Consider the following 22,714-nt stretch of genomic DNA (forward strand, 5'->3'; position numbering starts at 1 on the left):
AGCCGAAGAGTCGATGCACGCGCTGGCGCGAAACGTCGGTCGGGTGAAAAGACGTCGCTCACCCAGGGAAACCAGATCAGACCAGGGATTTCTTCCCCCAGTTCTCCTGAGGACCTCCTCGTCGAACGGTCGTAGAACGACAAGAATCCCGACGCGCCGCGCGCCTGCTCGAAGTAAGGGAGGACCAGCCGGTGGCGGAGGGAGGAGAAATGACCCATGAGGAGCACCGCTCGTCAAATTGTTAGAACGGGTCGAGAAAACATCGCTAGCACCCTCCCCTGCTCTCCGGCGCGTAAAGACGGTGGGTCTCGTCGGCGCCCGCCGTGCTCGCTCATCACCGTGGGCGCGAACGCGATCCGCTCGTCGGTCTCCTTCTTTTCCGCCGCCAGAACCCCCTCGTTCTCAGCGATGAATGCCACCTCGTATGCGGCCACCACATTCACGAACGCCCGCGCCGGATCCACAGCCGCCGAGCGTCCGGCCGGCACGACGGCGGCGACTCGCCCGACCAGTGCCCCGAGCAACGGCCCCTACGCGAGGACCTCCACCGCGACGACGGGGGTCCAGCCCTGTCCCGACGCGGTCGCGGACACGATTCATGAGATGAACACGCCGACGTCCGAACCCGGGTAAACCCTCAACGAGGGTGCAGGGTGTCGCTCACGTCCTGCGCCGTGCTCCAGCGAACATCGTCATCCAGTGACGGTGCCGACAGCGGAGTAGGTGATCCTCAGAAGCTTGGCCGAGGTCGCACCGGACGGCGCACTCTTCGCGAAAAGGATGATCTGGGTCGGCGTCGCATTCGCCCACACACCAGCGTCAACGGCATCCGCCGACGCGGGCGTCACGGCGACGTGCGGGGCGCTGCTCCACGGCTGCGCGAACGTGACTCGCCCCAGTTCCACGCCGCCCGGTGCCCCTGTGAATGCAGACGTCGCGCCGTTCGCGACCTGAACGACGATTGTGCCTCGTGAGTCACTTCCGCTGCCGCTGAAAGTCGCTCCATTACCTGAGAGCGTGAAGGTCGGTGCCGTCGGCTGGACGAAAATCTCGTGTCCCCAGACGCGCACATCTCCCTGCACGTCGTACGGGCGCCGCGTCGTGGCTGTGTTCGGACGCTGGTCGGAGAGGATCGGCCCGGGTGCGACCATCGCGCCGTTGTTGACGTACGGAAGGGGCTGTGGGTCCCTGATCGAGACCACGGGCCCGAAGTCGACGGAGACGAACACTGCGGCTCCGGTGTACCGGCTGAGGCGGGCGCCGCCGCCCAGGTGGAAGCCATTGCCTCGGGCCAGCACGAAGAGATTGTTGGACGGCCCTTGCCCGAGCCAGGTGCCCCCGACAACGGAGACTCCACCGTTGAAACCGGTGCTCGTATTGAGGACCTGCTGATTCATGCGCAGGAGCGGACCGGGACCGCCAAAGACGAACGCTGCCACAAAATCAACACCGCGGACATTACCGAGATCAATTACAGGGACACCATTTGGGTTCGCTATTCCGCCCGAGTCGGTCGAGGACTCGATGTGCAGATTGACGAAGCGGAGGAATTCTGCCGCATCGTAGTTCGGCCGATTGCCGACACCGACGGCGAGGGATGTGCCTCCCTTAGCTCGCTCGATGTGCAGCGAGTTGAAGTCGGCCGTATTGGTGATCAGCGCATTTCCGGAGCTCGACTGGTTTGACTCGATGACGACGGCAGGGCTGGTGGTGGAGCCGCAGTTGTCAACACGGATGAAGTTATAGATTGCATTATTGGTCTGGCTGATCCAAAGCCCCTTCTCGAAGCTGATGATGCGTACGTTATCGACTCGCGTCTCAAAGCCGTAGCGGACATGCAGGCCGACGCCCGACCCGTCGCCGGTGAGCGTGACACTCGAGAGAGCCGTCGCGGCGCCGTCGATCGTGACCGCGGGCTTAGACGGGTCGGCCGGGCGGATGACGACTCCGCCGTAGCGGTAGTCACCGATTCCGAAACGGGCGGACGTGCCGCTCATGCCAGCAAACTCCACCCCGGCACGGAGAATGATGTTCGCGCGGTAGATGCCGGGACGCAGCATGACTCTCGCCCAGGCGCTCGATCCGTTCGACGTCTTGGTCTGCCCTGTGTGGCTGGCGGCGGTCGCCTCATCGATCGCAGCCTGCAGGGTTGCGGAGTCGTCGGCAGTCCCAAGGATCCCGAAATCCGCAGCGTTTAACGTCAGCTCGCCCTTGCCGACCGGGCGTCCGCCGTTCGTCGTGAGCACCCGGTCGGGGAGATTGCCCACGGGGACCTTCTTGTCATCACTCAGCGGCGCTACTCCTCCTGCGGCTCCCACCTCCTCGCGACGGACGAAGGAGTTGTCATCGGAAGCTGCGGACGTCTCAGTCATCGGGGGACCTCTCTCGGGGAAAGAGTGCCACTCTATTCCGCGGTCGTTCTGATTCCGCGGTCGTTCTGGGCGACCTGCGCCCAAGCCCGCGCAGCCCTGAACAGCATCAGCCGGTCAGACCCGATGAAACGGGGCGCTGGACACGCTCGCAGCGCCTCCAGCTCCCACTCCCTCCGCCGACGTCACACGAACGGGCGCGAAACGGACCGCTCAGCACCACCACACCCCGTCAGCGGTCGAGCGCCTCCGCGAGGCGACGGGTCACCGCGCGCAGCTCGAGTTCGGCGCCGCGCAGGCGCTCGTCGAGCAGGGCGGCGCGCTCGTCCACAGCGTCGAATCGGCCGGGCGCGGCGTCTGCCTCCTCCTGCACCGACGCGCGCAGCGCCGACACCGAAGCTCTCAGTTCATCCAGCGCCGACTGGAGGCCCGCCGTCTCGTCGCGCAGCGCCGCGCATTCGCCGTGAACGGCGCTAACCTCGCCGCGCACGACCGCGAGCTCGTCTCGCACCGCGGCGGTCTCGTCTCGCACCGCGGCGGTCTCGCTCCGCACCTCCTCGGTGCGCAGCCGCGCCTGCTCGAACCAGGGCGCGAGCAGCTTGTGCGCTGACTCGCGCAGCGCAGCGTGACTCCGGCCGAAGCGGGTGGGAGCGGCAGCGGGGTCGCGGAGGAAGTTGTGGTCACTGGTCATCGTCGTCGTCCCGTCCGGAAAAGCGGCGGTGAAGGATATCCATCGTCCGCTGATCCTTGTCCATGATGTCGGCCTCGAGAGTGGTGTCGGCCAGGCGGTCGCTGAGGCTCCCCGGTGTGCCGCGCCGCTCGAGCGAGGCTTCGATGAGCTCGATGGAGCGTTCGAACGAGAGCGGCCCGCGGGCGGCCTGCCGCCCGCGGCGACCAAGGGCCTCCAGGTCGGTCGAACCGTTCATGACGTTGCGCATGGCGCCGACGAGCGCGGGAACGGAGCGGGTGATCTTGACGCAATCGACGCCGTCAATCAGGAACTCCGCGACTCCGCTCGCCGCTGTGACGATGGGGACGCAGCCGGCCGCAGCGGCCTCGACAGGCGCCACGCCGAACGCCTCGCCCTCCCAGGTGGGGAAGAGGAAGGCGTCCGCGTGCTCGTGAGCGGCGAGCACCTCGTCCCGGGGCGTCGCGCCGTGGAACTCGACCACTCCGTCGAGCCCGGCGTCGCTCGCGCGAGCACGCCAGCCCTCGACGTCGCCGTCGCCGTAGAGGTCGACGCGGAAGTCGCGGGTCTCATCCGCCAACACGGCTGCCGCCTCTACGACGAGTCCCACGCCTTTGTGCTCACCGAGCGAGGCCGCGAACGTGAAGCGGGTGACGCCTCCCTCCCGGTACAGGCGGGGCTCGCCGGAGTCGGGAGGCACGGTGACTCCACGGCCGATCACCTCCACCTCGCCGAGGGTCAGCCCACCGGCCTCGATCCCGTCAACGAGGGAGCGGCTGACCGCCACGATCTCGCCGCGGTCGAAGTAATCGGGAGCCTGCGCTCCGTAGACGGCGAGCACCCGCTCGGGCAGCCCGTCGACCAGGGCGTTCGGGATCCGGTCGCCGAGGTTCCACATCCAGGGTGCATCGACGCTGCGCAACAGGTCGATGAAAGCAAGTCCGCCGAGGCCGAGCAGGTTGAACGCGACCACGTGGGTGGGCTCGAAGTCGCGCAGCTCCTCCAGCAGGATGCGGGTGTTCTCGAAGCGAGAGACGGCGCTCTCGTGGTGCATCAGCTGCGCGATCTCGCCGCCGGTCTGCGGGAGGGGAAAGTACGTGCGCAGGCTCAGCGTGCGGTGCAGCTCGACCGCCGGCGAGGGATCGGGAGGCAGGTAGGTCGGCGAGGTTAGCACCCGCACGCTGTGGCCGCGCGCCGCCATCGCTTCTGCAACCCGGGCGCAGGTCATCTCGTAGCCGCCGAGAACCTGCGGCGGGTAGAGGTTGCTCACGAAGAGGAGCCTCATCGGAGTCGGCCCTCCCGCTCGGCGGCGTCGGCCGCGATGCGAGCCGTGACCTCTGGGGTGTAGGCGGCGCGGGCCTGGCGGTCGTTGCCGCCGTCCCAGTAGTTCACGAGGTAGAGCCCGGTTTGCTGAGTGCGCGGCACGAACGGGAAGAGCTGTGCGCGCGGCTCGATCTGCGCGATGCGGTAGCCGGCATCGACCGCGCGAACGTGCAGCCAAATGTCGTCCGCATCGGGCGCGATGTCGCGGAAGGCGTCGCCGTGGGCAGCGATCTCGGTGAGCAGCTCGCTCGGGAGCAGCTGGCCCGAGACGGAGGTGCCGAAGACGTCGGCGGAGGCGCGCGTGTCCGCGACAGGCGTCCAGCTCGTGTACGGCGCGACCGCTCCATCGACGATCCCGACGCGATGGGCGCGGTAGCAGAGGACCGTCGTGCGGGGATATCTGCTGCGGGCGTCGCACAGGCCGCGGAGCCAGGTGCGCGGGTAGACGATGTCGTCGTCCGAGGTGACGAGGTCGCGTTCGCCGGCGCGGCCCGAGAGCAGGTACGGGTAGTACTTCGTGTGCACTCGGTAGCCGTCGACCAGGCGGATCTCGACCCCCCGTCGGCGCAGGCGCCGAAGCGGTGCGGGCAGATCGGCGTGCAGCGCCGGGTCGTCGAGCCAGAGCACCAGACGCGCCGGGCGCGCCTCACCACGCGCAATCGACTCGAGGGCGACGTGCACGCGCTGCAGCCGCTCGCCGTGGGTGGTCATCGTCACGACGACCTCGCCGTCGGGGTCGACCGCCGAGCGCCGCGAGAACCGGTTCGCGAGCGCCAGGACCAGCAGCTCGCGGCGGAAGGCGAGCGAGGCCGGGTGGTCGATCGGGCGGGCGGCCAGACGGTGTAGGGCGGTGCGGGAGAGTCGGACGAGCTGGCGGAGCCGCGTCCTGGGTCGGACGCGTCGGCCCAGGACGGCGAGGCGCGTGCGGGGCCGGACGCGCCGACCGAGAGCGGCGAGAGCGGGATGCATCGCTCCAGGGTAGTGGGACGCTCCTGAACGGACGGTGGCCCGACGACGCTCGGGTACCGCCGGGCGGCCCCTACCTCTTGGGCAGCGCCGACGACAGGTCGGCGATCAGGTCGCCGGAGTCCTCGAGCCCCACCGAGAGGCGCACGAGCGACTCCGACACTTCGAGCGGAGTGCCCTTGACCGAGGCGTGCGTCATCTCGCTCGGATACCCGATGAGCGACTCGACGCCGCCCAGCGACTCCGCCAACTGAAACAGCTCCGTCGACTCGGCGAACTTGCGGGCCGCGCGCGGCGTCGCGAGTTCGAGCGAGAGCATCCCGCCAAACCGCGACATTTGGCGCTTAGCGAGCTCGTGTCCCGGATGTCCCGGAAGGCCCGGGTAGTGCACCGCCGTCACCGCGGGGTGCTCGGTGAGGAACTCGGCGACCGCCTGCGCGTTGATGGAGTGGCGCTCCATCCGCACCCCGAGAGTCTTGATGCCGCGCACGGTGAGCCAGGCGTCCATCGGCCCCGAGATTGCTCCGACGGCGAACTGCAGGAACGCGATCTTCTCGGCGAGAGCACCCGAGCGCAGCGCGAGCGCGCCGCCGACGACATCGGAGTGCCCGCCGAGGTACTTCGTGGTCGAGTGCACCACCACGTCGGCGCCGAGCGCGAGCGGCTGCTGCAGGGCGGAGGAGGCAAACGTGTTGTCGACGACGACGATCAGGTCGTGCGCATGGGCGAGGTCGGCCAGCTCCGCAATGTCACTGATGGTCATCAGCGGGTTGGAGGGCGTCTCGACCCAGAGCATCTTCGTCTCGCCGGGGACGATAGCCCGCTGCACCTCGCGAAGGTTCGCCATGTCGACCGCCGTGTTGCGCACGCCCCACGCGCTGTGCACACGGTCGATCAACCGATGGCTTCCGCCGTACGCGTCGTTGCCGAGCACGACGTGGTCGCCGGGAGCGAGCGCCGCACGCAGCAGGGTGTCCTCGGCGGCAAGACCGGAAGAGAAGGAGTAGGCGACGTCCGCGCCCTCGAGCGAGGCGATCAGCTCCTGGAGGGAGTCGCGCGTCGGGTTGGCCGAGCGCGCGTATTCGTAGCCGCCGCGGAATCCGCCGATCCCGTCCTGGACGAACGTCGACGTCAGGTAGACGGGCGGAACGACCGCGCCGGTAGTCGGGTCGAACTCCTGCCCGGCGTGGATAGCGCGGGTGTCGAAGTGCTGCTTCTTGGGCATTGAGCGGTCTCCCTGGGTCAAAGGTGCGGAGGCGACGGCGATCAGGCTGTGGCGTAGGTGAGAAGATCCTGCCGCGTGATCACGGCAACGGGTTTGCCCTCGTCGGTGACGAGGAGCGCGCTCGCCTCGGCGAGCGCGGCTCGGGCGGTGGTGATGCCCTCGCCGAGACCGATCAGCGGGAGAACGTCGCCGACGCAGACGCCGAGTGGATCGTTCATCGAGGCGGAGCCGGCGAACACGCGATCGAGCAGGTCGCGTTCATCAACGGTCCCGACGACCTCCCCCATCACCACCGGAGGCTCGGCGCTCAGCACCGGCAGCTGCGAAACACCGAACTCGGTCATGATCCCGATCGCGTCGCGGATGGTGTCTGTCGGGTGCGCGTGCACAAGGGCGGGCAGCCCGCCTGCCTGAGCATTCGCGGCCCGAGCACTCAGCACGTCGCGAACAGTGCCCTCGTCTCGCATGTCGAGGAAGCCGTAAGAGCGCATCCACCGGTCGTTGAAAATCTTCCCGAGGTAGCCGCGACCGCCGTCCGGCAGGAGCACGACCACCACGTCGTCAGGTCCGAGATCGGCAGCGGCCTTGAGCGCCACCGAGACGGCCAGACCACTCGAGCCGCCGACGAGTAGGCCCTCCTCTCGAGCGAGACGGCGGGTCATCGCGAACGACTCGGCGTCGCTGGAGGCGATGATCCGGTCGACCACGGTCGGGTCGTAGGCGCTCGGCCAGAAGTCTTCGCCCACGCCCTCGGTGAGATAGGGGCGCCCGCCGCCGCCGGAGTAGACAGAGCCCTCGGGGTCGGCGCCGATGATCTGCACGCGACCCTCCGACACCTCCTTGAGGTACCGGCCCACTCCGCTGATCGTGCCGCCCGTGCCCACGCCGGCGACGAAGTGGGTGAGGCGGCCGGCGGTGTCCCGCCAGATCTCGGGGCCGGTGGTCTCGTAGTGGCTGAGCGGCCCGTTGAGGTTGGCGTACTGGTTGGGCTTGAAGGCGCCGGGGATCTCGCGGGCGAGGCGATCGGAGACGGAGTAGTAGGAGGCGGGATCCTCCGGAGCGACGGCCGTCGGCGTGACGACGATCTCGGCTCCGTAGGCGGTGAGCACGCTCCGCTTGTCCTGGCCGACCTTGTCGGGCAGGACGAAGACGCAGCGGTAGCCGCGCTGCTGGGCGACGAGGGCCAGGCCGATGCCGGTGTTCCCGCTCGTCGGCTCCACGATCGTGCCGCCGGGCGCAAGGAGGCCGTCGCGCTCGGCCGCGTCGATGATCCGGGTCGCGATGCGGTCCTTCGACGAGCCACCGGGGTTGAGGTACTCGACCTTCACCAGCACGGTGGCCCGGACACCCGCGGCGACGGGACCGAGCTTGACGAGCGGAGTGTCGCCGATCAGATCGAGCACCGACTCGGCGTAGACCATCCCGGTCTCCGGGTGTCTGGGCATCCCGCCCTCCGGGCGTGCGGGCAGGGCGCGATCCAGGGTCATCTCGCCAGCGTAGCAACCGCCCTGCGGCCTGTGACGGGAGGCGGTGACGTCGTCAGGAGGAGAAGACGGAAGGGAGTGCCGCGGCGGTCGAAGTACCCTATCGTGAGGGTCCGCGAGCGCCCCCGTCGAGACGGAACGGATCCCGAATGACCTCTCCGATCGCCGCACCGCCGCGGCGTCCGGCCGATATCTCTCTTCTGCGCCTCCTCGGCCCCGCGATGGTCGCCGGGGTCGCCTATCTCGATCCGGGAAACGTCGCCAGCAATATGACGGCCGGCGCCCGCTTCGGCTACCTGCTGGTCTGGGTCGTCGTGCTCGGCAACCTGATGGCGTGGCTCATCCAGTACCTCTCGGCGAAGCTCGGCCTGATGACCGGCCGCAGCCTGCCCGAACTGCTCGGCGACCGCCTCCGCGGGCGCTGGGGGCGCCGGGCCTACTGGCTCCAGGCCGAGACCGTGGCGATGGCGACCGACCTCGCCGAGGTGATCGGCGGAGCGATCGCCCTCCACCTGCTCTTTGGACTGCCGCTGCTGGCCGGTGGGCTCGTGACCGGCGCCGTGTCGCTGGTGCTGCTGCTCGTGCAGACCCGGGGCGGCGCTCAGCCGTTCGAGCGCGTCATCACGGGGCTGATGGTGCTGATCGCTGTCGGTTTCACGGTGGGAGTGGTCGTCGATCCGCCGGACGTCGGAGCCACGGTTACCGGGCTTGTCCCGCGCTTGGAGGGCTCGGAGTCGGTGCTGCTGGCCGCGTCGATCCTCGGCGCCACCGTCATGCCGCACGCCATCTACGCTCACTCGGCCCTCGCCCGCGACCGCTTCGGCCATGTCGAGGGCGCGGGTGCCCGGCGGAGGATCCTCATCGCCACCCGAATCGACGTCACCATCGCGCTCGCCATCGCCGGGACCGTGAACCTCGCGATCCTGCTCCTCGCCGCGCACTCGCTCTCAGGAGTCGCCGGGACCGACAGCCTCGAGGGGGCACACGCCGCGATCGGGGCGGCGCTTGGACCGGTGGTCGCGACGCTGTTCGCGGTCGGCCTGCTCGCCTCCGGCCTGGCCTCGACCTCGGTCGGCGCCTATGCGGGAGCGGAGATCATGCACGGACTGCTCCACGTGCGCGTGCCGCTCGTCGCGCGCCGGCTGGTAACGCTGATCCCGGCGCTGCTGGTACTGGCCATCGGTTGTGACCCGACGCGCGCGCTGGTGCTGAGTCAAGTGGTGCTCTCGTTCGGCATTCCGTTCGCGCTGGTGCCGCTGGTGGTCCTCACTCGGGATCGGGGCCTGATGGGCGATCAGACAAATCGGTGGTTCACGACCCTCGGAGCCGCGCTCGCGGCGGTGTTCCTCATCGTGCTCAACGGGTTGCTGCTGTGGCTCACCTTCGCGGGCTGAGGGTCCTCCACATGTCTACCCCCCATTGAGCCGATCTGGAGCCATTCTCGTTAGCATCTGAGAGCGCCTCTCAGGCGCCTGCGCCCGCCACCAGGCGCCATCCGCCCCCAGAACGAGAGACCCCGCCGTGCCCAGAGACACGATGTCCACCAAGAACCGCGCCCGCCAGGAAAAGCTCGAAGCCTACAAGCGCGAACAGGATCGCCGCACACGCAGCTCCCGCATCTGGATCTGGTCGCTCTCGGCGCTAGCCGTGCTCGCGGTCGGCGGCATCGTCGCCGTCACGGTCTTCGGCAACCAGCAGATCGTCGAGGCCCGCCAGATCGATGGCCTTCAGACCTTTACCAACGACGCCACCCATGTGGCCGGAGCGGTCGAGTACCCGCAGACCCCTCCCGCCGGCGGCCCGCACAATGCGGTCTGGATGAATTGCGGGGTCTACGACCAGCCGGTCCCCAACGAGAATGCCGTGCACGATCTCGAGCACGGGGCCGTCTGGGCGACCTACGACCCGTCGTTGCCGCAGAGCGAAGTCGACGCGCTGGTCGCTGCGATGCCCGAGACCTACTCCGTCGTCTCGCCCTACGAGGGACTCACCTCCCCGATCGTGCTCAGCGCGTGGGACGCCCAGGTTGCGATCGACTCCCCCGACGATCCCCGCCTCAACGCTTTCGTCGAGCGCTTCTGGCAGTCCTCGAGCGCGCCCGAGCCCGGCGCGCCCTGCACCGGCGGTATCGATGCGCCCGGCAAGCAGTAGGGGACGCGTCCTCCTCGCGGCCGTGGCGGCCGTCGCTCTGCTCGTGGGAACTGCCGGCGGCTACCTCTTTGGGGCTCTCGCCCCCTTCGCCTCCAGTCCGACCCCGTCGAGTAACAGCGCTGAGGCAGGCTTCGCGCGCGACATGCAGGTGCACCACCTGCAGGGTGCCGAGCTGGCGATGATCGCTCGCGAGCGCAGCACCGACGACGAGGTGCTGACGGTCTCAAAGGACATCCTGCTCACGCAGCAGCAGCAGGCGGGACAACTCTTCGGTTGGCTGAATTCCTGGGGCCTGCCTCAGGCTGCTTCCGAGCCGTCGATGACGTGGATGGGCCGGCCGACACTCGCCGGAGCCGCTGACGAGCACTCGGCGATGGGGATGGGGACCGAGGACGGCGTCGTGCCGACGAGCATGCCGGGTCTTGCTACTCCGCAGCAGATTGCCGCGCTCAGCACCGCCTCCGGTCGCGACGTCGACCGGATGTTCCTCGAGCTGATGATTGCCCACCACCGCGGTGCCATCGACATGGCGGAGGCGCTACTCGCCCGCAGTCGCGTGGGCGTCGCGACCGACTTCGCTACCTCGGTCGTCAAGGCGCAGGAGGCCGAGATCTCGCTCATGGAGCAGATGCTCGCCGACCGCCCCGCGGAGTGACGGCGAGCGTTCGGACTGAGTTGAAACACCTTGTCTCAACCGGCAACGAGAGGTTATCTTTTCTCGACGCCCTCAACGACGAGGGCGTGGATTTGCCGCGAGGAGCGCACCATGACCGAACCCAGCCCGTCCGCCACCGTCTGGCCCCCGCCGCTCCCTCCGACAAAGGTGCGTGGGCGCAAGCAGGACCGACCGCGGCGCCGAGTACCGCTCCTGGCCCTGATGGGGGCGTCCGCCGGCGCCCTCGTCGTCGGCAGCGCAATAGGCGCAGCTGGCGGAGCCTCCGACACCGGTGAGTTCGAGGCGCAGCTCGCCACTGTTCAGCAGCAGCTGGCGACCGCCGAAGACTCGCTGAAGGAGCAGACCGAATCGCGGGAGAAGGCCGTCTCCGACCTCAGCGCCGCGGAGGCTACCGCTGCCGGGCTCCAGCAGAAGGTCGACTCGATGGCCGCCGAGGCGGCCACCTCGACGACCACACTGGCGAGCCGCGACGCCCGGATCGCCGAGCTCGAAGCCGCCGCCGCATCCGCCGCCGCCGCTCCAATCGCCGCCGCCGATAGTCCGGCCGCGGCTGCCGAGCAGGCAGCACCTCCGGCGGCAACCACCGGCGGCGGATCCGTCTACTACGCCAACTGCACCGAAGTGCGTGCTGCTAAGGCAGCCCCGATTCGTGCGGGCGACGCCGGCTACAGCCGCGGGCTCGACCGTGACGGCGATGGGATCGCCTGCGAGTAGCCGGGCAACCCGAGACGGGCTCCGCGGCTGTTCAGCCCTGGAGCGCCGACTCGGACTGCTGCGCGTACAGCGATGCGTAGAGGCCACCGAGTTCCAGCAGTTCGCGGTGGGTGCCTGACTCGACAATCCGTCCGCCCTCGACCACGTGGATGACATCGGCCGAGACGATGGTCGAGAGCCGGTGGGCGATCGCGATGGTCGTCCGCCCGCGGGATGCGTCATCGAGCGCGGTCTGCACGACCCGCTCCGAGACGGTGTCGAGGGCGCTGGTCGCTTCGTCGAGAATGAGGACGGCGGGGTCCTTGAGGAGCACGCGGGCGATCGCGAGCCGCTGCTTCTCACCCCCGGAGAGGCGGTAACCGCGCTCACCGACGAGCGTGTCGTAGCCGTCGGGGAACGAAGTGATCGTGGCATGGATATTCGCGGCACGGGCAGCCGCCTCCAGCTCCTCCTGCGTCGCATCGGGGCGCGCGTAGCGGAGGTTGTCGGCAATCGTCGCGTGGAAGAGGTACGTCTCCTGGCTGACGATGCCGATGTGTGAGACCAGCGACTCCTGCCGCAGTTCCCGCACGTCGATGCCCGCGAAACGCACCGCTCCCCCGACCACGTCGTAGAGGCGCGGGATGAGGTACGAGATCGTGGTCTTTCCCGCTCCGGAGGGACCGACGAACGCGACGAATTGGCCGGGTTCGATCGAGACGGAGACGTGGTCGAGGGTTGGCCGGGCGTCCTCGGCCTGGTCCGGATAGCGGAAGACAACGTCGTCCAGCTCAACCCGGCCGACGTCGCCGCCGACCTCGCGGGCACTTGCCCGGTCCGTGATTGCGGGGCGCAGGTCGAGGTACTCGAAGATGCGGGCGAAGAGTGCCCCGGCGGTCTGCAGATCGAGCGCGACGCGCATCAGACCGAGGAGCGGCCACATCAGGCGCGCCTGCACCGTGGTGAAGGCGACGACGGTACCGGCGGTAACAGTGGTACCGCCGAGGATGAGCCAGGCCGCAACGAGGTAGACGATCACGGGAATCACCGAGAGAAAGATCTGCACCATGGCGAAGAACCACTGCCCGGACATCTGCTGGCGCACCTGGAGCTGAATCTGTCGGCCGTTCTCGTCGGCATAGCGTGTCACCTCCGACTCCTGTCGGCCGAAGCTCTTGGCCAGGAGGATGCCCGAGACGCTCAGCGTCTCCTGGGTGATCGCGGTCATCTCCGATAAGGACTCCTGCGTCTTCGTCGCGATGCGGGCGCGCACCTGGCCGACGCGGCGCTGCGCGACGACGAGCACCGGAGTGAGGACCAGGGCGACGATCGTCATCTGCCACGAGAGCAGGAGCATCGCAACGACCGCCGCGATCACCGTTACCGTGTTGCCGAGCACGCTCGAGACGGTGTTGGTGAGTACGCTCGCCACACCGCCGACGTCGTTCGCGAGGCGCGACTGGATGACACCGGTGCGCGTGCGGGTAAAGAAGCCGAGTTCCATGGCCTGGAGGTGGCGGAAGAGGCGGATGCGCAGCTCGCCCATCACCGTGTTGCCAACGGTCGCGGTGAGGTAGGTCTGCCAGACGCCGAGGATCGCGGAGAACGCCCAGATCAGCACCATGATTCCGACGAGTTCGAGCAGGACAGGCAGGTTCGGCCGTCCGCCCGGCGGAAACAGGCCGCGGTCGAACGCGAGCTGGGTGAGCAGCGGCGGCACGATCGTGAGAGCGGCTCCAACGAGCACGAGGATCACGGTGAGCGTGAGCGTCGGGCGGTGGTCGCGGAAGAGTCCGGCGATCCGCCGGAGCAGGTCGTCGACCTTGGGCGCCGCCGCGTTGACCTGGCGCTGGCTGTCGGGATCGCTGCTCGAGATCCTCCCTCCGCGCGCCCCTCCGCGCATCCCGCCGCCTGCCGCGACGTCGCCCATCCTGCTCACTGCTCGACCCTAACGCCGCTGATCGCTGCGGTCCGAGGCTTCCGCCCACGGCGAAGATGTGCTGCGGAGCGCGGGCCGCCCCACCGGGACGAAGCCCCTTTGGCTGGCCCGTGAGCGCGAGATCAGCCCGCTTTAGGCACGCCCGTTTGACCGGATCGGTCCGTAACGGATGATGTGGGATGCCTTGCGGCTACATTCGAGACAAATCTGCCGGTGAACGCCGAGCGGCTGACCGTTCCGCGCCCATTCAGGCGCTTCGTCATCTTCTCCTGGATCGAACGAGCGTGCTCGATTGCCCGTTCGGTGTCCTTGCTCATCTGTCCTCCGATCAGGAGCGACTCTGTCGCTGCCGTTCTCACGGTTCCTTACGTTCGTTCCGGGCGATGACCGCCTGCGCGACGGCCAACGCTATACGCTCATCATCCTCTGTCAACCACGGCATGTCACTGAGAGCGTCCATCATCGCCAACCCCATCTCCCGCTCGGCAGGGGTGTCGCTGAGCGTCTTCTCGATCGTCCACGACCAGCGCGTCCAACTCTGTTCGCGCGCGGTGAAATTCTTGGTCACACGTCGAGTGGAGATCCCGTCGATGACGGTGACGACGATCGCGGCAAGTCCTACAACGCCCGCGATGAGAGCGGCGACGAAGGTCGCGACGGCGCCGTCCTCCCACCCGCTCACGTGGTCACGCCCGTTTGCCGGCCTGCCGAGTCCAGCGCGCGGAGGGGCGCGGGTGACATCGACGTGTTGACGGCATCGGTCGGCGACGCTCCAGCCACCTTCGGTTCCACACGTGTCATGCACTAACGATAAGGCGAGTGCGAAGCGCCGCTTCGTCAGGCGGCCCTCGCGCATCAAGCGCGACCGATCAGCCGAACGTCGCTGACCGGGTGCGAGGTCCTTTCCGTAAGGGGATCGATCAGCGACGTACCGGCGTGGGGCGCTCAGGGGTGAGCGGCGGGTCATGATCGCCTCGCGAAAGCGTATAAGTGGAGCACCCGCGACTACCCCGTGCTCATGACCGTTGTGCGACTGTTGGAGGAGCAGGACGAGGTTGATGCCGACACCATCGCATCGGAGCTGGGGATCACGCACCGAGCCGCCGTAGTCGACCTGACCAACCTCGGGCATCGGCACCTCAACGTTGTCGACATGAGCACCTCCGATGGCATGGACAAGTACGCCCAAGGGGTTCGCCCCGCGGGGTTAGAAGCGGTGGGTCAGTGGCCGAGCGCCGAAGCCGCTGCGGACCGTCTCACCGCGGCACTCGCGGCCATGGTCGACGCGACACCAGAGGGCTCTCCAAAGCGGGTGCGCCTCACCGCGCTGCGCGATGGACTGGTCCGGCCGGCCGTGACGTTCTGGTGGAGGTCGCCGCGTCGGTCATCACCGGCCGTCTACCTCTCTAACCCGGCATGCAGTCGTACTCCGTGGTGGCGGTGCCAAAGCGCGATGTCGACCGGCAGTGCCTACCGCTCCGGGCGCTCCACCCAGACGCGCCGCCCCTCGAGCGACCGCGTGGCTTCATATCCGAGGCGCAGAAGGAGCCCGCTCGCAGCATTGTGCCGCGGCGCGACCGGTGATCGGGACCACCTGAATTCTCCGCGTCGCCGGGACGAGAGGCAGGAACAGGCGGGTCTCGTGAGCGGTGTGGCCGACCCAGGCAGAGGCACCGAACCGTACTGGGTGCCGAACGCCATTCAAGCCGAACGGGGCCTGCGAGCCGAGAAGCCGAGGCAATTTGTCCGTCCCGGCTGTTCCGTAGGGGACGGGGCGTTCAGCGGCCGCTTCCGCGTCATGTGTCCGCAAGTCGTTAAAACGCCGGCCACTGCCTGTCCGTTCAACGTTCCGTATGGGGACCGTCAGCCGGGCACTCCGGGGAGTTTGCAGTGGATGACGTCAGAGTGCAGTGAGACGATCAAGGCGCGGATGCGTTGTGGCGCCGTCACGCGGATTGACGTCGAATCCAAGTCGCTCCAATTCTGCAGCGGCGGTCATCGGGTCATCGGACACCGCGGCGGCGAGCTGACGCGTGCGCCACCGGAGGCGGCCCTGGTGAAGCGCAGCGCCCGCGCCATCAAGAGTGTCGATACCGAACTCGATGATCATCATCTCGAGCACGTCCTCCACGCATGGCCGAAACCGATGGCCACCAGTTGGGAAATGCACATCGCCGAATCTCGGCGTGTCACCTCTCGCTCGGCGCTTCTGGTGTATCTTTCCGCGACGTCGGGCGCCTGTCGCCGCGAGCGCGTCTGTCATGTCTTGTCGCTCGGCATGCACGTTGTAGTGCGCCGAGGGGACGTCGCTACCGCTTTGTCGGAGATAGTCGACTGTGAAGAGTGGCCGGGCCGAGCCCACCACGTTCACTTTAAACGTCGAGCGCTCTACAGACACGAGGCGGCTCACCGGACTCAGCACGAGCCGATACTGGACGATGAGGCGGAACGTCTCTACGTCGTCGATGTCCAGCCGAAGCCCGAGTTCCTCGGTTGGCTCAACTGTGACTGCAACACCGCCGCCGCGCGTTCGAACCACGCTGCTCTCTAAACCGACGAGTCCGTTGGGAATGATCCTCGCGAGCATCTCCATGATCTCCAGCATGAAGTCGAAGACGTTTTCCTCAAGCCCCCCGTCGGACTGACCGCCAGCGTCAACGCTCGGCATGCTCTCGCAGGTAGGTCAGGTCCTCGAGCTTGCGCAAGATTGCTTGTCCCTCCTGGGACAGCTCGTACTGGTCCGCGCGCTGGCGCAGCTCATCGGCCGAAGCGCCTGCGCGTGCCTCAAGTGCAGCGAGGCGAGTGTCGATTTCGGGAATCGTGAGAACCTCGAGGGTGGGGACCATGTAGTCATGGTGACACGTACCCCCGTCATTCGCACGTGGACCTCGGCAGTGTCCTGCTTGGATCTGCGCACGGACGGGCTGTCACCGAGGTCGAAGCCGCACGCGAGGTCGCCGCCACGACGAAGGCCCGGGTCCTGCGCAAGCAGGACCCGGGCCTTCGTCCGTGCCCCCTCCCCCTCCGAGAGCTGTAGCGGTTCGCGGCGCCGTTAGCTGCAAGGCGGAGGAGGAGAGCTGTAGCGGAGCTACTGCCGACGACGACAACGCCGCAGATGACGGTGCCGCGGACCGCTACCCCTTGGTGGCGCCGGCGAGGAGGCCGCGGACAAAGAACCTCTGGAGCGAGAAGAACACGATGAGCGGCACAATGATCGAGATGAACGCGCCGGCCGTGAGTAGCTCCCACGATTGTCCGTAGGACCCGGTGAGGTCCTGCAGCGCCTTCGTGATCGGTAGTCCCGCACCCGAGGTGAAGACCGTCGCTACCAGCAGGTCATTCCAGACCCAGAGGAATTGGAAGATGCCGAAAGAGGCGATCGCCGGCACCGCGAGCGGCAGGACGATCCGGAAGAAGATCTGCCCGTGGCCTGCTCCATCCACGCGTGCGGCCTCAATGACTTCGCCCGGGATCTCCGAGATGAAGTTGTGCAGCATGAAGATCGCGAGCGGGAGGGCGAAGATCGTGTGCGCGATCCAGACTTTCGCGTAGGAGCCGTCCAACCCGTTCACGCCGAGACCGGGGAGGATGTAGAGCCCGCCGATGCGCAGGCCGTCCGAGAACAGCTGGAGCAGCGGCACGAGCGCCATCTGAATGGGCACGATCTGGAGCGAGAACACGAGGACGAACACCGTGTTACGGCCCTTGAAATCAATCCATGCAAAGGCGTAGGCGGCGAGGCTCGCGATGGTGATCGGGATGAGCGCCGCGGGCAGCGTGATGACCAGTGAGTTTACGAACGCCTTGCCGAGGGTGAGGCTGTCTCCCGAGTTCAGCGCGTTCGCGTAATTGTCGAGAGTAAAACCGGGGTTGGCGAAGATCGTCCACCAGCCGGTGGTCTTAATGTCGTTCGCGGGACGGAACGACGAGATGAACAGGCCGAGTGTCGGCACGGTCCAGATGACCGCGATGATCAGCGCCGCCAGCGTGGCTCCGCGGGACGTCGTCGCCTTCTTAAGTTTGCCGCTGGCCGTCTCGATGCGGGACTCCCCGCGCACGAGGCGCCGTTCGGTGGTGCGATCGACCGGAACCTGGATCGGAGTGGGCGTGGCGCTCATCGGATTTCCCTCTGCTTGGCGAGCTGGCGGGCGTTGTAGACGACGATCGGGAGCACGAGCAGGAACAAGATGACCGCGAGGGCCGCGCTGTAGCCGCTGCGGGCGCCGAGTTGGAACTGGCGGACCATCTCGAAGGCCAGGACCGTGGTGTCGGAGCGGCCACCGGTCATCGCCGAAACGATGTCGAAAACCTTGAGGGAGGCGATCGAAATCGTCGTGAGGACGACCACGATCGACGAGCGAATGCCGGGAACGGTGACACTCCAGAACGACTGCCAGGCCGAGGTGCCGTCGAGCGAGGCCGCTTCGAGCTGCTCGGCGGGCACGCCCTTGATGGCGGCGGACAGGACCGTCATGGCGAACCCGGCCTGGGTCCAGATCAGGACGACGACGAGGAACAGCGTGTTCCACGGCTCGAGTCCCAGCCAGTCGACCGGCGGGGCACCGAAGGCGGTGAGGACGCCGTTGAGCAGGCCGATCTGCTCACCCTGTCGCACGTCGTAGAAGAACTTGAAGATGATCGATGCGCCGACGAACGAGATCGCCATCGGCATGAAGACCAGCAGCTTGAAGAACTTCTCGCCGCGACTCTTGTCGATAAAGACGGCGTAGGCGAGTCCGATCGCGGTCGCGGTGATGGGCGCCAGCAGCACCCAGACGACAGTGTTGAGGAAGGCGGTGATGCCGTCGGGACTGGTGAAGACCCAGACGAAGTTATCGAGACCAGCGAAGCCCGAGCCGTCGTTCTTCATGAACGCGTTGAACGCGGTAGTGATCGTCGGGTAAATCAGGCCGATCAGGATGAAGAAAGCGGCCGGCGCCATGAACGCGGCCAGTTGGAGTCCGTAGCCCGCGCCTTTGCGGGACCGGAAGTCGAGCAGGAACAGCGCGCCGCCAAGCACCGCCGCGACGACCGCGACCCAGAGGACGGAGCTGTACAGGCCGAAGACGAGCAGAAGGACGACCGGGAGGACGACGGCGACCGCGAGGCGGAGCACCGTATAGCCGGCGCCGCGTCGGGGGGCCACCTCGACAAAGAAAAGGATGAGCGCCACCACGGCCGCGAAAGCCAGGAGGATGAGCGGGATCTGCGCCAGCGGCGGGAGTCCGGCCAGCCATTTGAAGAACCCCGAGATGGTGATGGGGGACATGAACGTCCTTTCGAGTGCGACTCTGAACTCAACGGAAGCCTCATCCCGGCGGGACCGCTGCTGCGGCTCCGCCGGGACGAGGCGTGGTCGGAGGGCCGGGGAAACCGCGGCCCTCCGCCGGACTGCTAGGAGGTGTAGCCGGCCTGGATCTCTTCGAGCGCCTGGTCGGTGCCCGTGCCGTCGATCCAGTCGACGATGCCCTTGAAGAAGCTGTCGGAGCCGACGGCCTTCGGCATCAGGTCGGACGCGTCAAAGCGGAACGTGGTGTCCGGGTTCTGCAAGATCGCGATCGAGTCCTTCAGCACGTCACTGCCCGCGTTAGCCGGGTCGAGGCCCTTATTCGCGGAGATGACGCCACCGAGCTTGACGCGGCTGTTCGCCCAGTCGGCGCTCGAGAGGTACTCCTGAACCTTCGCAGTGTCAGCGTCGTTGGAGAAGGCGGCGACCATCTCGCCACCACCGGTGACAGCCTGGGGGTCACTGGCCTTGACCGGCGGAGTGAGGAAGGCCCAGACGTCGCCGTCCTCCGCCACCTTCGCGCCCGCAGACGTCAGGAAGCCCTCGAAGAACGAGGCCTGGTGCGTGAGCGCGCAGGTGCCGTTCGCCATGTTCTGGGCGACGTCGCCAAACGCCGTGGAGTTGATCGACTTCACGTCGCCGTAGCCGGCGTTGACGAGGGCCGGGTCGCGCAGGATCGAGCCGACAGAGTCGAAGGCCGCCTTGATCTTCGGGTCGGTGAACTTCGTCTTACCGGCGACCCAGGAGTCGTAGGTGTCGGCGCCGGCCTCGCGGAGGACAGCGTCCTCGATCCAGTCGGTGCCGGGCCAGCCCGAGGCCTCGCCCGAGTTGAAGCCCGCGCACCAGGAGGGTCCGCCGGTCTTCTCGGCGATCGTCTTGCCGAGCGCCTGCATCTCATCCCAGGTCTTGGGAACGGAAACGCCCCACTCCTTGAACTTCGCCGGCGAGTACCAGATGTAGCCCTTGACGGACGCCATCAGCGGCGCACCGTACTGGGTGCCGTCGACCTGGCCGTACTTCTGCCAGTCCTCCGACCAGTTCTCCTTGACATTGGCGACAGCGCCCTCGGGGAGCTTCTGCACCTTGCCCGAGGCGACGGTGTCGGCGAGCAGACCCGGCTGGGGGAAGATCGCGAGGTCGGGGGTGTCGCCACCCTGAACCTTGATGCCGATCTGCTTCTCGAACTCCTTGTCACCGGTGTACTTGATGTCGATGTTGTTCTGCTTCTCCCAGTCCGCCCAGGACTGCTCGAGAAGGGTGGCCTCGTCGCCGTTGATCGTGCCGTAGACGTTGACGACGCCGTCGGCAGTGCCGACGCTGCCGGCCGAGCTGCCGCCGCCGGCGTTCGGGTCGTTGGGATCACTGCTACTGGAGCAGCCCGCCAGTGCGATGCCGGCAGCTGCCAGAACGGCAACCGGAACGGTGATACGGCGGTGCAGGGATGACCGCATTCTTCCTCCTCATTGAGTGATGAACCAGCCAAGGGAGCCGCTCCCCGCCGACGGTGGTCAGGGGGCTGTAGCGGCTCGACATGCGTGCCGCGACAACTCGGTTGCTGGTGCAGGCGACGCCAGAAGGAACTCCGGGCGGATCGCCGATGTCGTATGGGTGGGCTCCCACGGGGGGAAACCTTTCCACAAATACGATGAAACCACAACGCGAGTGAGAGAGCGCTCTCTGAGATAACGATTCGGCGTCAACCCGCCGCTTTGCGGAGCACCACGCGATCGGAGATCGATCTCGCGCGGGCGCTCGGACCTGCGGCGGGGTATAACTTCCTGGAACCGTTTCCAGCATCGACGCTGGACGGGCGGGAGGAACGCCGTGACAGGCATCGAAGAGGTGGCCGAACTCGCCGGAGTGTCCAAGGCAACAGTCTCGCGTGCCCTCAGCGGTCGGGGCTACGTCTCTGCCGGGACGAAGCAGCGAGTGCAGCGCGCGGCGACAAGTCTGGGCTACGTCGTCTCGGCCAACGCCTCAAGCCTCGTGACCGGGCGCAGCAACAACGTCGCGGTGATCATCCCGGTGATCAACCAGTGGTTCTTCGCCGGAATCATCGAGGGAATCGAGCGCGCGCTGCTCGCTGCCGGCTACGACCTCCTCCTGTACAACATCGACAAGCACCTCGACGCCCGCCGCAGCGTCTTCGAGTACTACCTCGTCCGCAAGCGCGTCGACGCGATCGTCGCGGTCACCCTCGAGATCTCGCCGCACGAGACGGAGGCGCTGCTCGCGCTGGGCAAGCCGATCGTCGGAATCGGCGGTGAGCTGCCTGGCATCCCAACCTTCAGCATCGACGACGTCGCCGCCGCCCGCCTCGCGACCGAACATCTGCTCTCGCTCGGGCACGAGCGCCTCGTCCACATCGGGGGTCTTGCGGAGGAGGAGATGGACTTCCGAGTCCACACCAAGCGTCGCGACGGCTTCCACCGGGCCCTCGCCGCGGCGGGGTTGACGGCCGGCGAGCACGCCGTCGTGTCCACCACGTTCGACATTCCGGGCGGGCACCGCGCTGGGAGGCAGGTGCTTGGCGACCCGCGGAGCCGCCCGACCGCGATCTTTGCCGCCTCCGACGAGATCGCCATTGGCATCATCCTGGCCGCCCGCGAACTCGGCCTCTCGGTGCCCGAGGACGTGTCGATCATCGGGATTGACGACCATCCGCTCGCAGAGTTGTTCGGAGTGAGTTCAATCCGCCAGGACCCGCGGCAGCAGGGCGAACTCTCCGTCGCCCTTGTTTTGGACGCCCTCGCGGCCCTCGCGCGCGGCGAGTCCCCTCCCCCGGCACGACACACGCTGATCCCCGCTTCCCTCGTGATCCGCACGAGCACCTCGGCACCGCGCGGCGCGAGAATCGGAGCATGACGGCAGGCTTCGCCGCCTACACCCGCCGGAGGTCGTCCCGATCCGCTGGCCCGTGGGCTGAACTCACGTGGACTGAACTCACGTGGACGCGGAGGCGGCGGGTGCAGCCGACGCGCCGATCTGCTGCAACGCCCAGGTATTGCCGTCCGGGTCGGCGAAGTAGGCGTACTGCACCCCGCCGAGGTCCTGCACGTCGCTCACCTCGAGCGAGCGTCCCACGAGTTCTGCGCGCGCGGCCGCGATGTCGTCAACGACAAGATGCAGAGAGCGGACGACCCCCTCCTCAGGCCCGGGCCCCATCCCAGCCCCCACGACGATCGAGCAGGCCGAGCCGGGCGGAGTGAGCTGCACGACGCGCATCGTCGCGGAGGGACGCACGTCGTGGTCGAGGTGGAAGCCGACCACCTCCGTGTAAAAGGCGACCGAGCGGTCGACGTCGCTGACGGGGAGGGGAACGAGTTCGAGTCGCATCTGCACGCGACCAGTGTGGCTCACCTGTCGCGACGGACCTACTGCGGATTATCAGTTGCGCCGGCCGACGGCGAGCCGCTCGTGCATGATCTCGACGGCGCGCTCGAGGACGTAGCGGTCGGCCGGGCTGAGGTCGGCGAAGAGGGGCGTCAACGCCTCGCCCAGGTCGGTGCGCCAGTCTTCCAGTGCCTGCGCGCCAGCGGGAGCTAGGCGGATCTGCCAGGCGCGAGCGTCCGCCGGATCGACGATGCGGTCGAGCCAGCCGGAGCCGACCAGGTTCTTCACGATCTTGGTCATCGTCGGCTGCGAAACTCGGCTCTGCACGGCCAGCTCGCCCAGGCGCATCGGCCCCATCGAGAGGAGGACCGAGAGCGTGCGCCAGACGGCCTGCGACTCCTGATTGCCGGTGGCCCGCGCCGCGAGCCGGGTGATCCGATGGGTTACCGAGACGAAGTCGCTGAGGAGTTCACTGAGCGAGATTTCGCTCGGCGGAACATCGCGCGCGGGGAGCCCGGCCAGCGGATCGGGTGCAATCACGGTCCGATCCTAAAGGCGTGACCGCGCACGCGATCCGGAA

The 22,714-nt window shown here is 67.6% G+C and carries 22 protein-coding genes; 5 read left to right on the forward strand and 17 right to left on the reverse strand.

All coding sequences use genetic code 11. The annotated features are described in order from the left end of the window. Window positions 1-233 precede the first annotated feature (233 nt). The 7 genes from HRF29_RS06970 to HRF29_RS07000 all read right to left on the reverse strand — a co-directional run bounded on the left by HRF29_RS06970 (window position 234) and on the right by HRF29_RS07000 (window position 7,992). The gene (locus HRF29_RS06970) at window positions 234-524 is read right to left on the reverse strand and encodes a hypothetical protein (RefSeq protein WP_173246774.1); all 291 of its coding nucleotides are present in this window, start codon (window positions 522-524) and stop codon (window positions 234-236) included. A gap of 168 nt (window positions 525-692) precedes the next feature. Then, entirely contained in the window at window positions 693-2,372 is a 1,680-nt protein-coding gene (locus HRF29_RS06975; protein WP_173246777.1) for a right-handed parallel beta-helix repeat-containing protein, read from the reverse strand. A gap of 229 nt (window positions 2,373-2,601) precedes the next feature. Next, entirely contained in the window at window positions 2,602-3,060 is a 459-nt protein-coding gene (locus tag HRF29_RS06980; protein ID WP_173246780.1) for a hypothetical protein, read from the reverse strand. Next, on the reverse strand, window positions 3,050-4,327 hold the full coding sequence (locus HRF29_RS06985) for a glycosyltransferase (RefSeq protein ID WP_173246783.1): 1,278 nt from the start codon (window positions 4,325-4,327) through the stop codon (window positions 3,050-3,052). Before HRF29_RS06985 ends, HRF29_RS06980 begins: the two co-directional genes overlap by 11 nt. Before the next feature lie 11 nt (window positions 4,328-4,338). After that, on the reverse strand, window positions 4,339-5,349 hold the full coding sequence (locus tag HRF29_RS06990; RefSeq protein ID WP_173246786.1) for a glycosyltransferase: 1,011 nt from the start codon (window positions 5,347-5,349) through the stop codon (window positions 4,339-4,341). A 70-nt stretch (window positions 5,350-5,419) separates the two neighbouring features. Then, complete coding sequence (locus HRF29_RS06995; protein ID WP_173246789.1) at window positions 5,420-6,571, reverse strand: cystathionine gamma-synthase; 1,152 nt, start codon at window positions 6,569-6,571, stop codon at window positions 5,420-5,422. A gap of 41 nt (window positions 6,572-6,612) precedes the next feature. After that, window positions 6,613-7,992 carry a cystathionine beta-synthase gene (locus HRF29_RS07000; protein WP_173247698.1) on the reverse strand — a complete coding sequence of 460 codons (1,380 nt, stop codon included), beginning with the start codon at window positions 7,990-7,992 and terminating at the stop codon, window positions 6,613-6,615. A gap of 212 nt (window positions 7,993-8,204) precedes the next feature. Here HRF29_RS07000 and HRF29_RS07005 point away from each other — a divergent pair, with 212 nt between their 5' ends. The 4 genes from HRF29_RS07005 (at window position 8,205) to HRF29_RS14670 (ending at window position 11,596) form a co-directional block, all read left to right on the forward strand. Then, the gene (locus tag HRF29_RS07005; RefSeq protein WP_173246792.1) at window positions 8,205-9,449 is read left to right on the forward strand and encodes an Nramp family divalent metal transporter; all 1,245 of its coding nucleotides are present in this window, start codon (window positions 8,205-8,207) and stop codon (window positions 9,447-9,449) included. 127 nt (window positions 9,450-9,576) lie between these two features. Next, window positions 9,577-10,206, forward strand: coding sequence for a thioredoxin-like domain-containing protein (locus HRF29_RS07010; RefSeq protein ID WP_343043680.1), 630 nt, complete (start codon window positions 9,577-9,579; stop codon window positions 10,204-10,206). Beyond that, window positions 10,187-10,861 (forward strand): DUF305 domain-containing protein, encoded by a 675-nt coding sequence (locus HRF29_RS07015; protein ID WP_173246796.1) that lies wholly within the window; start codon window positions 10,187-10,189, stop codon window positions 10,859-10,861. Before HRF29_RS07010 ends, HRF29_RS07015 begins: the two co-directional genes overlap by 20 nt. A 111-nt stretch (window positions 10,862-10,972) precedes the next feature. Beyond that, a complete protein-coding gene (locus tag HRF29_RS14670) occupies window positions 10,973-11,596 on the forward strand; it encodes an excalibur calcium-binding domain-containing protein (RefSeq protein WP_222929615.1) in 624 nt (207 codons plus the stop codon). Window positions 11,597-11,627: 31 nt separating this feature from the next. On the opposite strand, the gene HRF29_RS07025 is transcribed toward HRF29_RS14670, so the two are convergent. The 8 genes from HRF29_RS07025 to HRF29_RS07060 all read right to left on the reverse strand — a co-directional run bounded on the left by HRF29_RS07025 (window position 11,628) and on the right by HRF29_RS07060 (window position 20,252). Further along, the gene (locus HRF29_RS07025; protein WP_173247708.1) at window positions 11,628-13,505 is read right to left on the reverse strand and encodes an ABC transporter ATP-binding protein; all 1,878 of its coding nucleotides are present in this window, start codon (window positions 13,503-13,505) and stop codon (window positions 11,628-11,630) included. Between the two features lie 131 nt (window positions 13,506-13,636). Beyond that, entirely contained in the window at window positions 13,637-13,831 is a 195-nt protein-coding gene (locus HRF29_RS07030) for a hypothetical protein (protein WP_173246800.1), read from the reverse strand. Window positions 13,832-13,869: 38 nt separating this feature from the next. Next, complete coding sequence (locus HRF29_RS14615) at window positions 13,870-14,652, reverse strand: hypothetical protein (RefSeq protein ID WP_187698298.1); 783 nt, start codon at window positions 14,650-14,652, stop codon at window positions 13,870-13,872. 762 nt (window positions 14,653-15,414) lie between these two features. Further along, entirely contained in the window at window positions 15,415-16,182 is a 768-nt protein-coding gene (locus tag HRF29_RS07040; RefSeq protein WP_173246803.1) for a hypothetical protein, read from the reverse strand. Continuing rightward, a complete protein-coding gene (locus tag HRF29_RS07045; protein ID WP_173246806.1) occupies window positions 16,169-16,360 on the reverse strand; it encodes a hypothetical protein in 192 nt (63 codons plus the stop codon). Before HRF29_RS07045 ends, HRF29_RS07040 begins: the two co-directional genes overlap by 14 nt. 288 nt (window positions 16,361-16,648) lie before the next feature. Then, a complete protein-coding gene (locus HRF29_RS07050) occupies window positions 16,649-17,632 on the reverse strand; it encodes a carbohydrate ABC transporter permease (RefSeq protein WP_173246809.1) in 984 nt (327 codons plus the stop codon). After that, window positions 17,629-18,783, reverse strand: coding sequence for a carbohydrate ABC transporter permease (locus HRF29_RS07055; RefSeq protein WP_173246812.1), 1,155 nt, complete (start codon window positions 18,781-18,783; stop codon window positions 17,629-17,631). Before HRF29_RS07055 ends, HRF29_RS07050 begins: the two co-directional genes overlap by 4 nt. Window positions 18,784-18,908: 125 nt before the next feature. Next, complete coding sequence (locus HRF29_RS07060; RefSeq protein WP_173246816.1) at window positions 18,909-20,252, reverse strand: ABC transporter substrate-binding protein; 1,344 nt, start codon at window positions 20,250-20,252, stop codon at window positions 18,909-18,911. Window positions 20,253-20,625: 373 nt separating this feature from the next. Here HRF29_RS07060 and HRF29_RS07065 point away from each other — a divergent pair, with 373 nt between their 5' ends. Further along, window positions 20,626-21,666 (forward strand): substrate-binding domain-containing protein, encoded by a 1,041-nt coding sequence (locus HRF29_RS07065; protein WP_173246819.1) that lies wholly within the window; start codon window positions 20,626-20,628, stop codon window positions 21,664-21,666. Between the two features lie 78 nt (window positions 21,667-21,744). Here HRF29_RS07065 and HRF29_RS07070 read toward each other — a convergent pair whose 3' ends face one another. Next, the gene (locus tag HRF29_RS07070) at window positions 21,745-22,143 is read right to left on the reverse strand and encodes a VOC family protein (RefSeq protein ID WP_343043681.1); all 399 of its coding nucleotides are present in this window, start codon (window positions 22,141-22,143) and stop codon (window positions 21,745-21,747) included. A gap of 45 nt (window positions 22,144-22,188) precedes the next feature. Continuing rightward, window positions 22,189-22,674, reverse strand: coding sequence for a MarR family winged helix-turn-helix transcriptional regulator (locus HRF29_RS07075; protein WP_343043682.1), 486 nt, complete (start codon window positions 22,672-22,674; stop codon window positions 22,189-22,191). Window positions 22,675-22,714 lie beyond the last annotated feature (40 nt).

Origin of the sequence: Rathayibacter agropyri (assembly GCF_013249015.1) — a bacterium.
GTDB lineage: Bacteria > Actinomycetota > Actinomycetes > Actinomycetales > Microbacteriaceae > Rathayibacter > Rathayibacter agropyri.

Bases quoted from the DNA above. Each gene is read 5' to 3' on its own strand.
- HRF29_RS07060 (WP_173246816.1), bottom strand. From the start codon at position 20,252: ATGCGGTCATCCCTGCACCGCCGTATCACCGTTCCGGTTGCCGTTCTG.
- HRF29_RS07040 (WP_173246803.1), bottom strand. From the start codon at position 16,182: ATGCCGAGCGTTGACGCTGGCGGTCAGTCCGACGGGGGGCTTGAGGAA.
- HRF29_RS07045 (WP_173246806.1), bottom strand. From the start codon at position 16,360: ATGGTCCCCACCCTCGAGGTTCTCACGATTCCCGAAATCGACACTCGC.
- HRF29_RS06980 (WP_173246780.1), bottom strand. From the start codon at position 3,060: ATGACCAGTGACCACAACTTCCTCCGCGACCCCGCTGCCGCTCCCACC.
- HRF29_RS07005 (WP_173246792.1), top strand. From the start codon at position 8,205: ATGACCTCTCCGATCGCCGCACCGCCGCGGCGTCCGGCCGATATCTCT.
- HRF29_RS07015 (WP_173246796.1), top strand. From the start codon at position 10,187: ATGCGCCCGGCAAGCAGTAGGGGACGCGTCCTCCTCGCGGCCGTGGCG.
- HRF29_RS07025 (WP_173247708.1), bottom strand. From the start codon at position 13,505: ATGGGCGACGTCGCGGCAGGCGGCGGGATGCGCGGAGGGGCGCGCGGA.
- HRF29_RS06995 (WP_173246789.1), bottom strand. From the start codon at position 6,571: ATGCCCAAGAAGCAGCACTTCGACACCCGCGCTATCCACGCCGGGCAG.
- HRF29_RS07030 (WP_173246800.1), bottom strand. From the start codon at position 13,831: ATGAGCAAGGACACCGAACGGGCAATCGAGCACGCTCGTTCGATCCAG.
- HRF29_RS06975 (WP_173246777.1), bottom strand. From the start codon at position 2,372: ATGACTGAGACGTCCGCAGCTTCCGATGACAACTCCTTCGTCCGTCGC.
- HRF29_RS07050 (WP_173246809.1), bottom strand. From the start codon at position 17,632: ATGAGCGCCACGCCCACTCCGATCCAGGTTCCGGTCGATCGCACCACC.
- HRF29_RS06990 (WP_173246786.1), bottom strand. From the start codon at position 5,349: ATGCATCCCGCTCTCGCCGCTCTCGGTCGGCGCGTCCGGCCCCGCACG.
- HRF29_RS07000 (WP_173247698.1), bottom strand. From the start codon at position 7,992: ATGGTCTACGCCGAGTCGGTGCTCGATCTGATCGGCGACACTCCGCTC.
- HRF29_RS07055 (WP_173246812.1), bottom strand. From the start codon at position 18,783: ATGTCCCCCATCACCATCTCGGGGTTCTTCAAATGGCTGGCCGGACTC.
- HRF29_RS14670 (WP_222929615.1), top strand. From the start codon at position 10,973: ATGACCGAACCCAGCCCGTCCGCCACCGTCTGGCCCCCGCCGCTCCCT.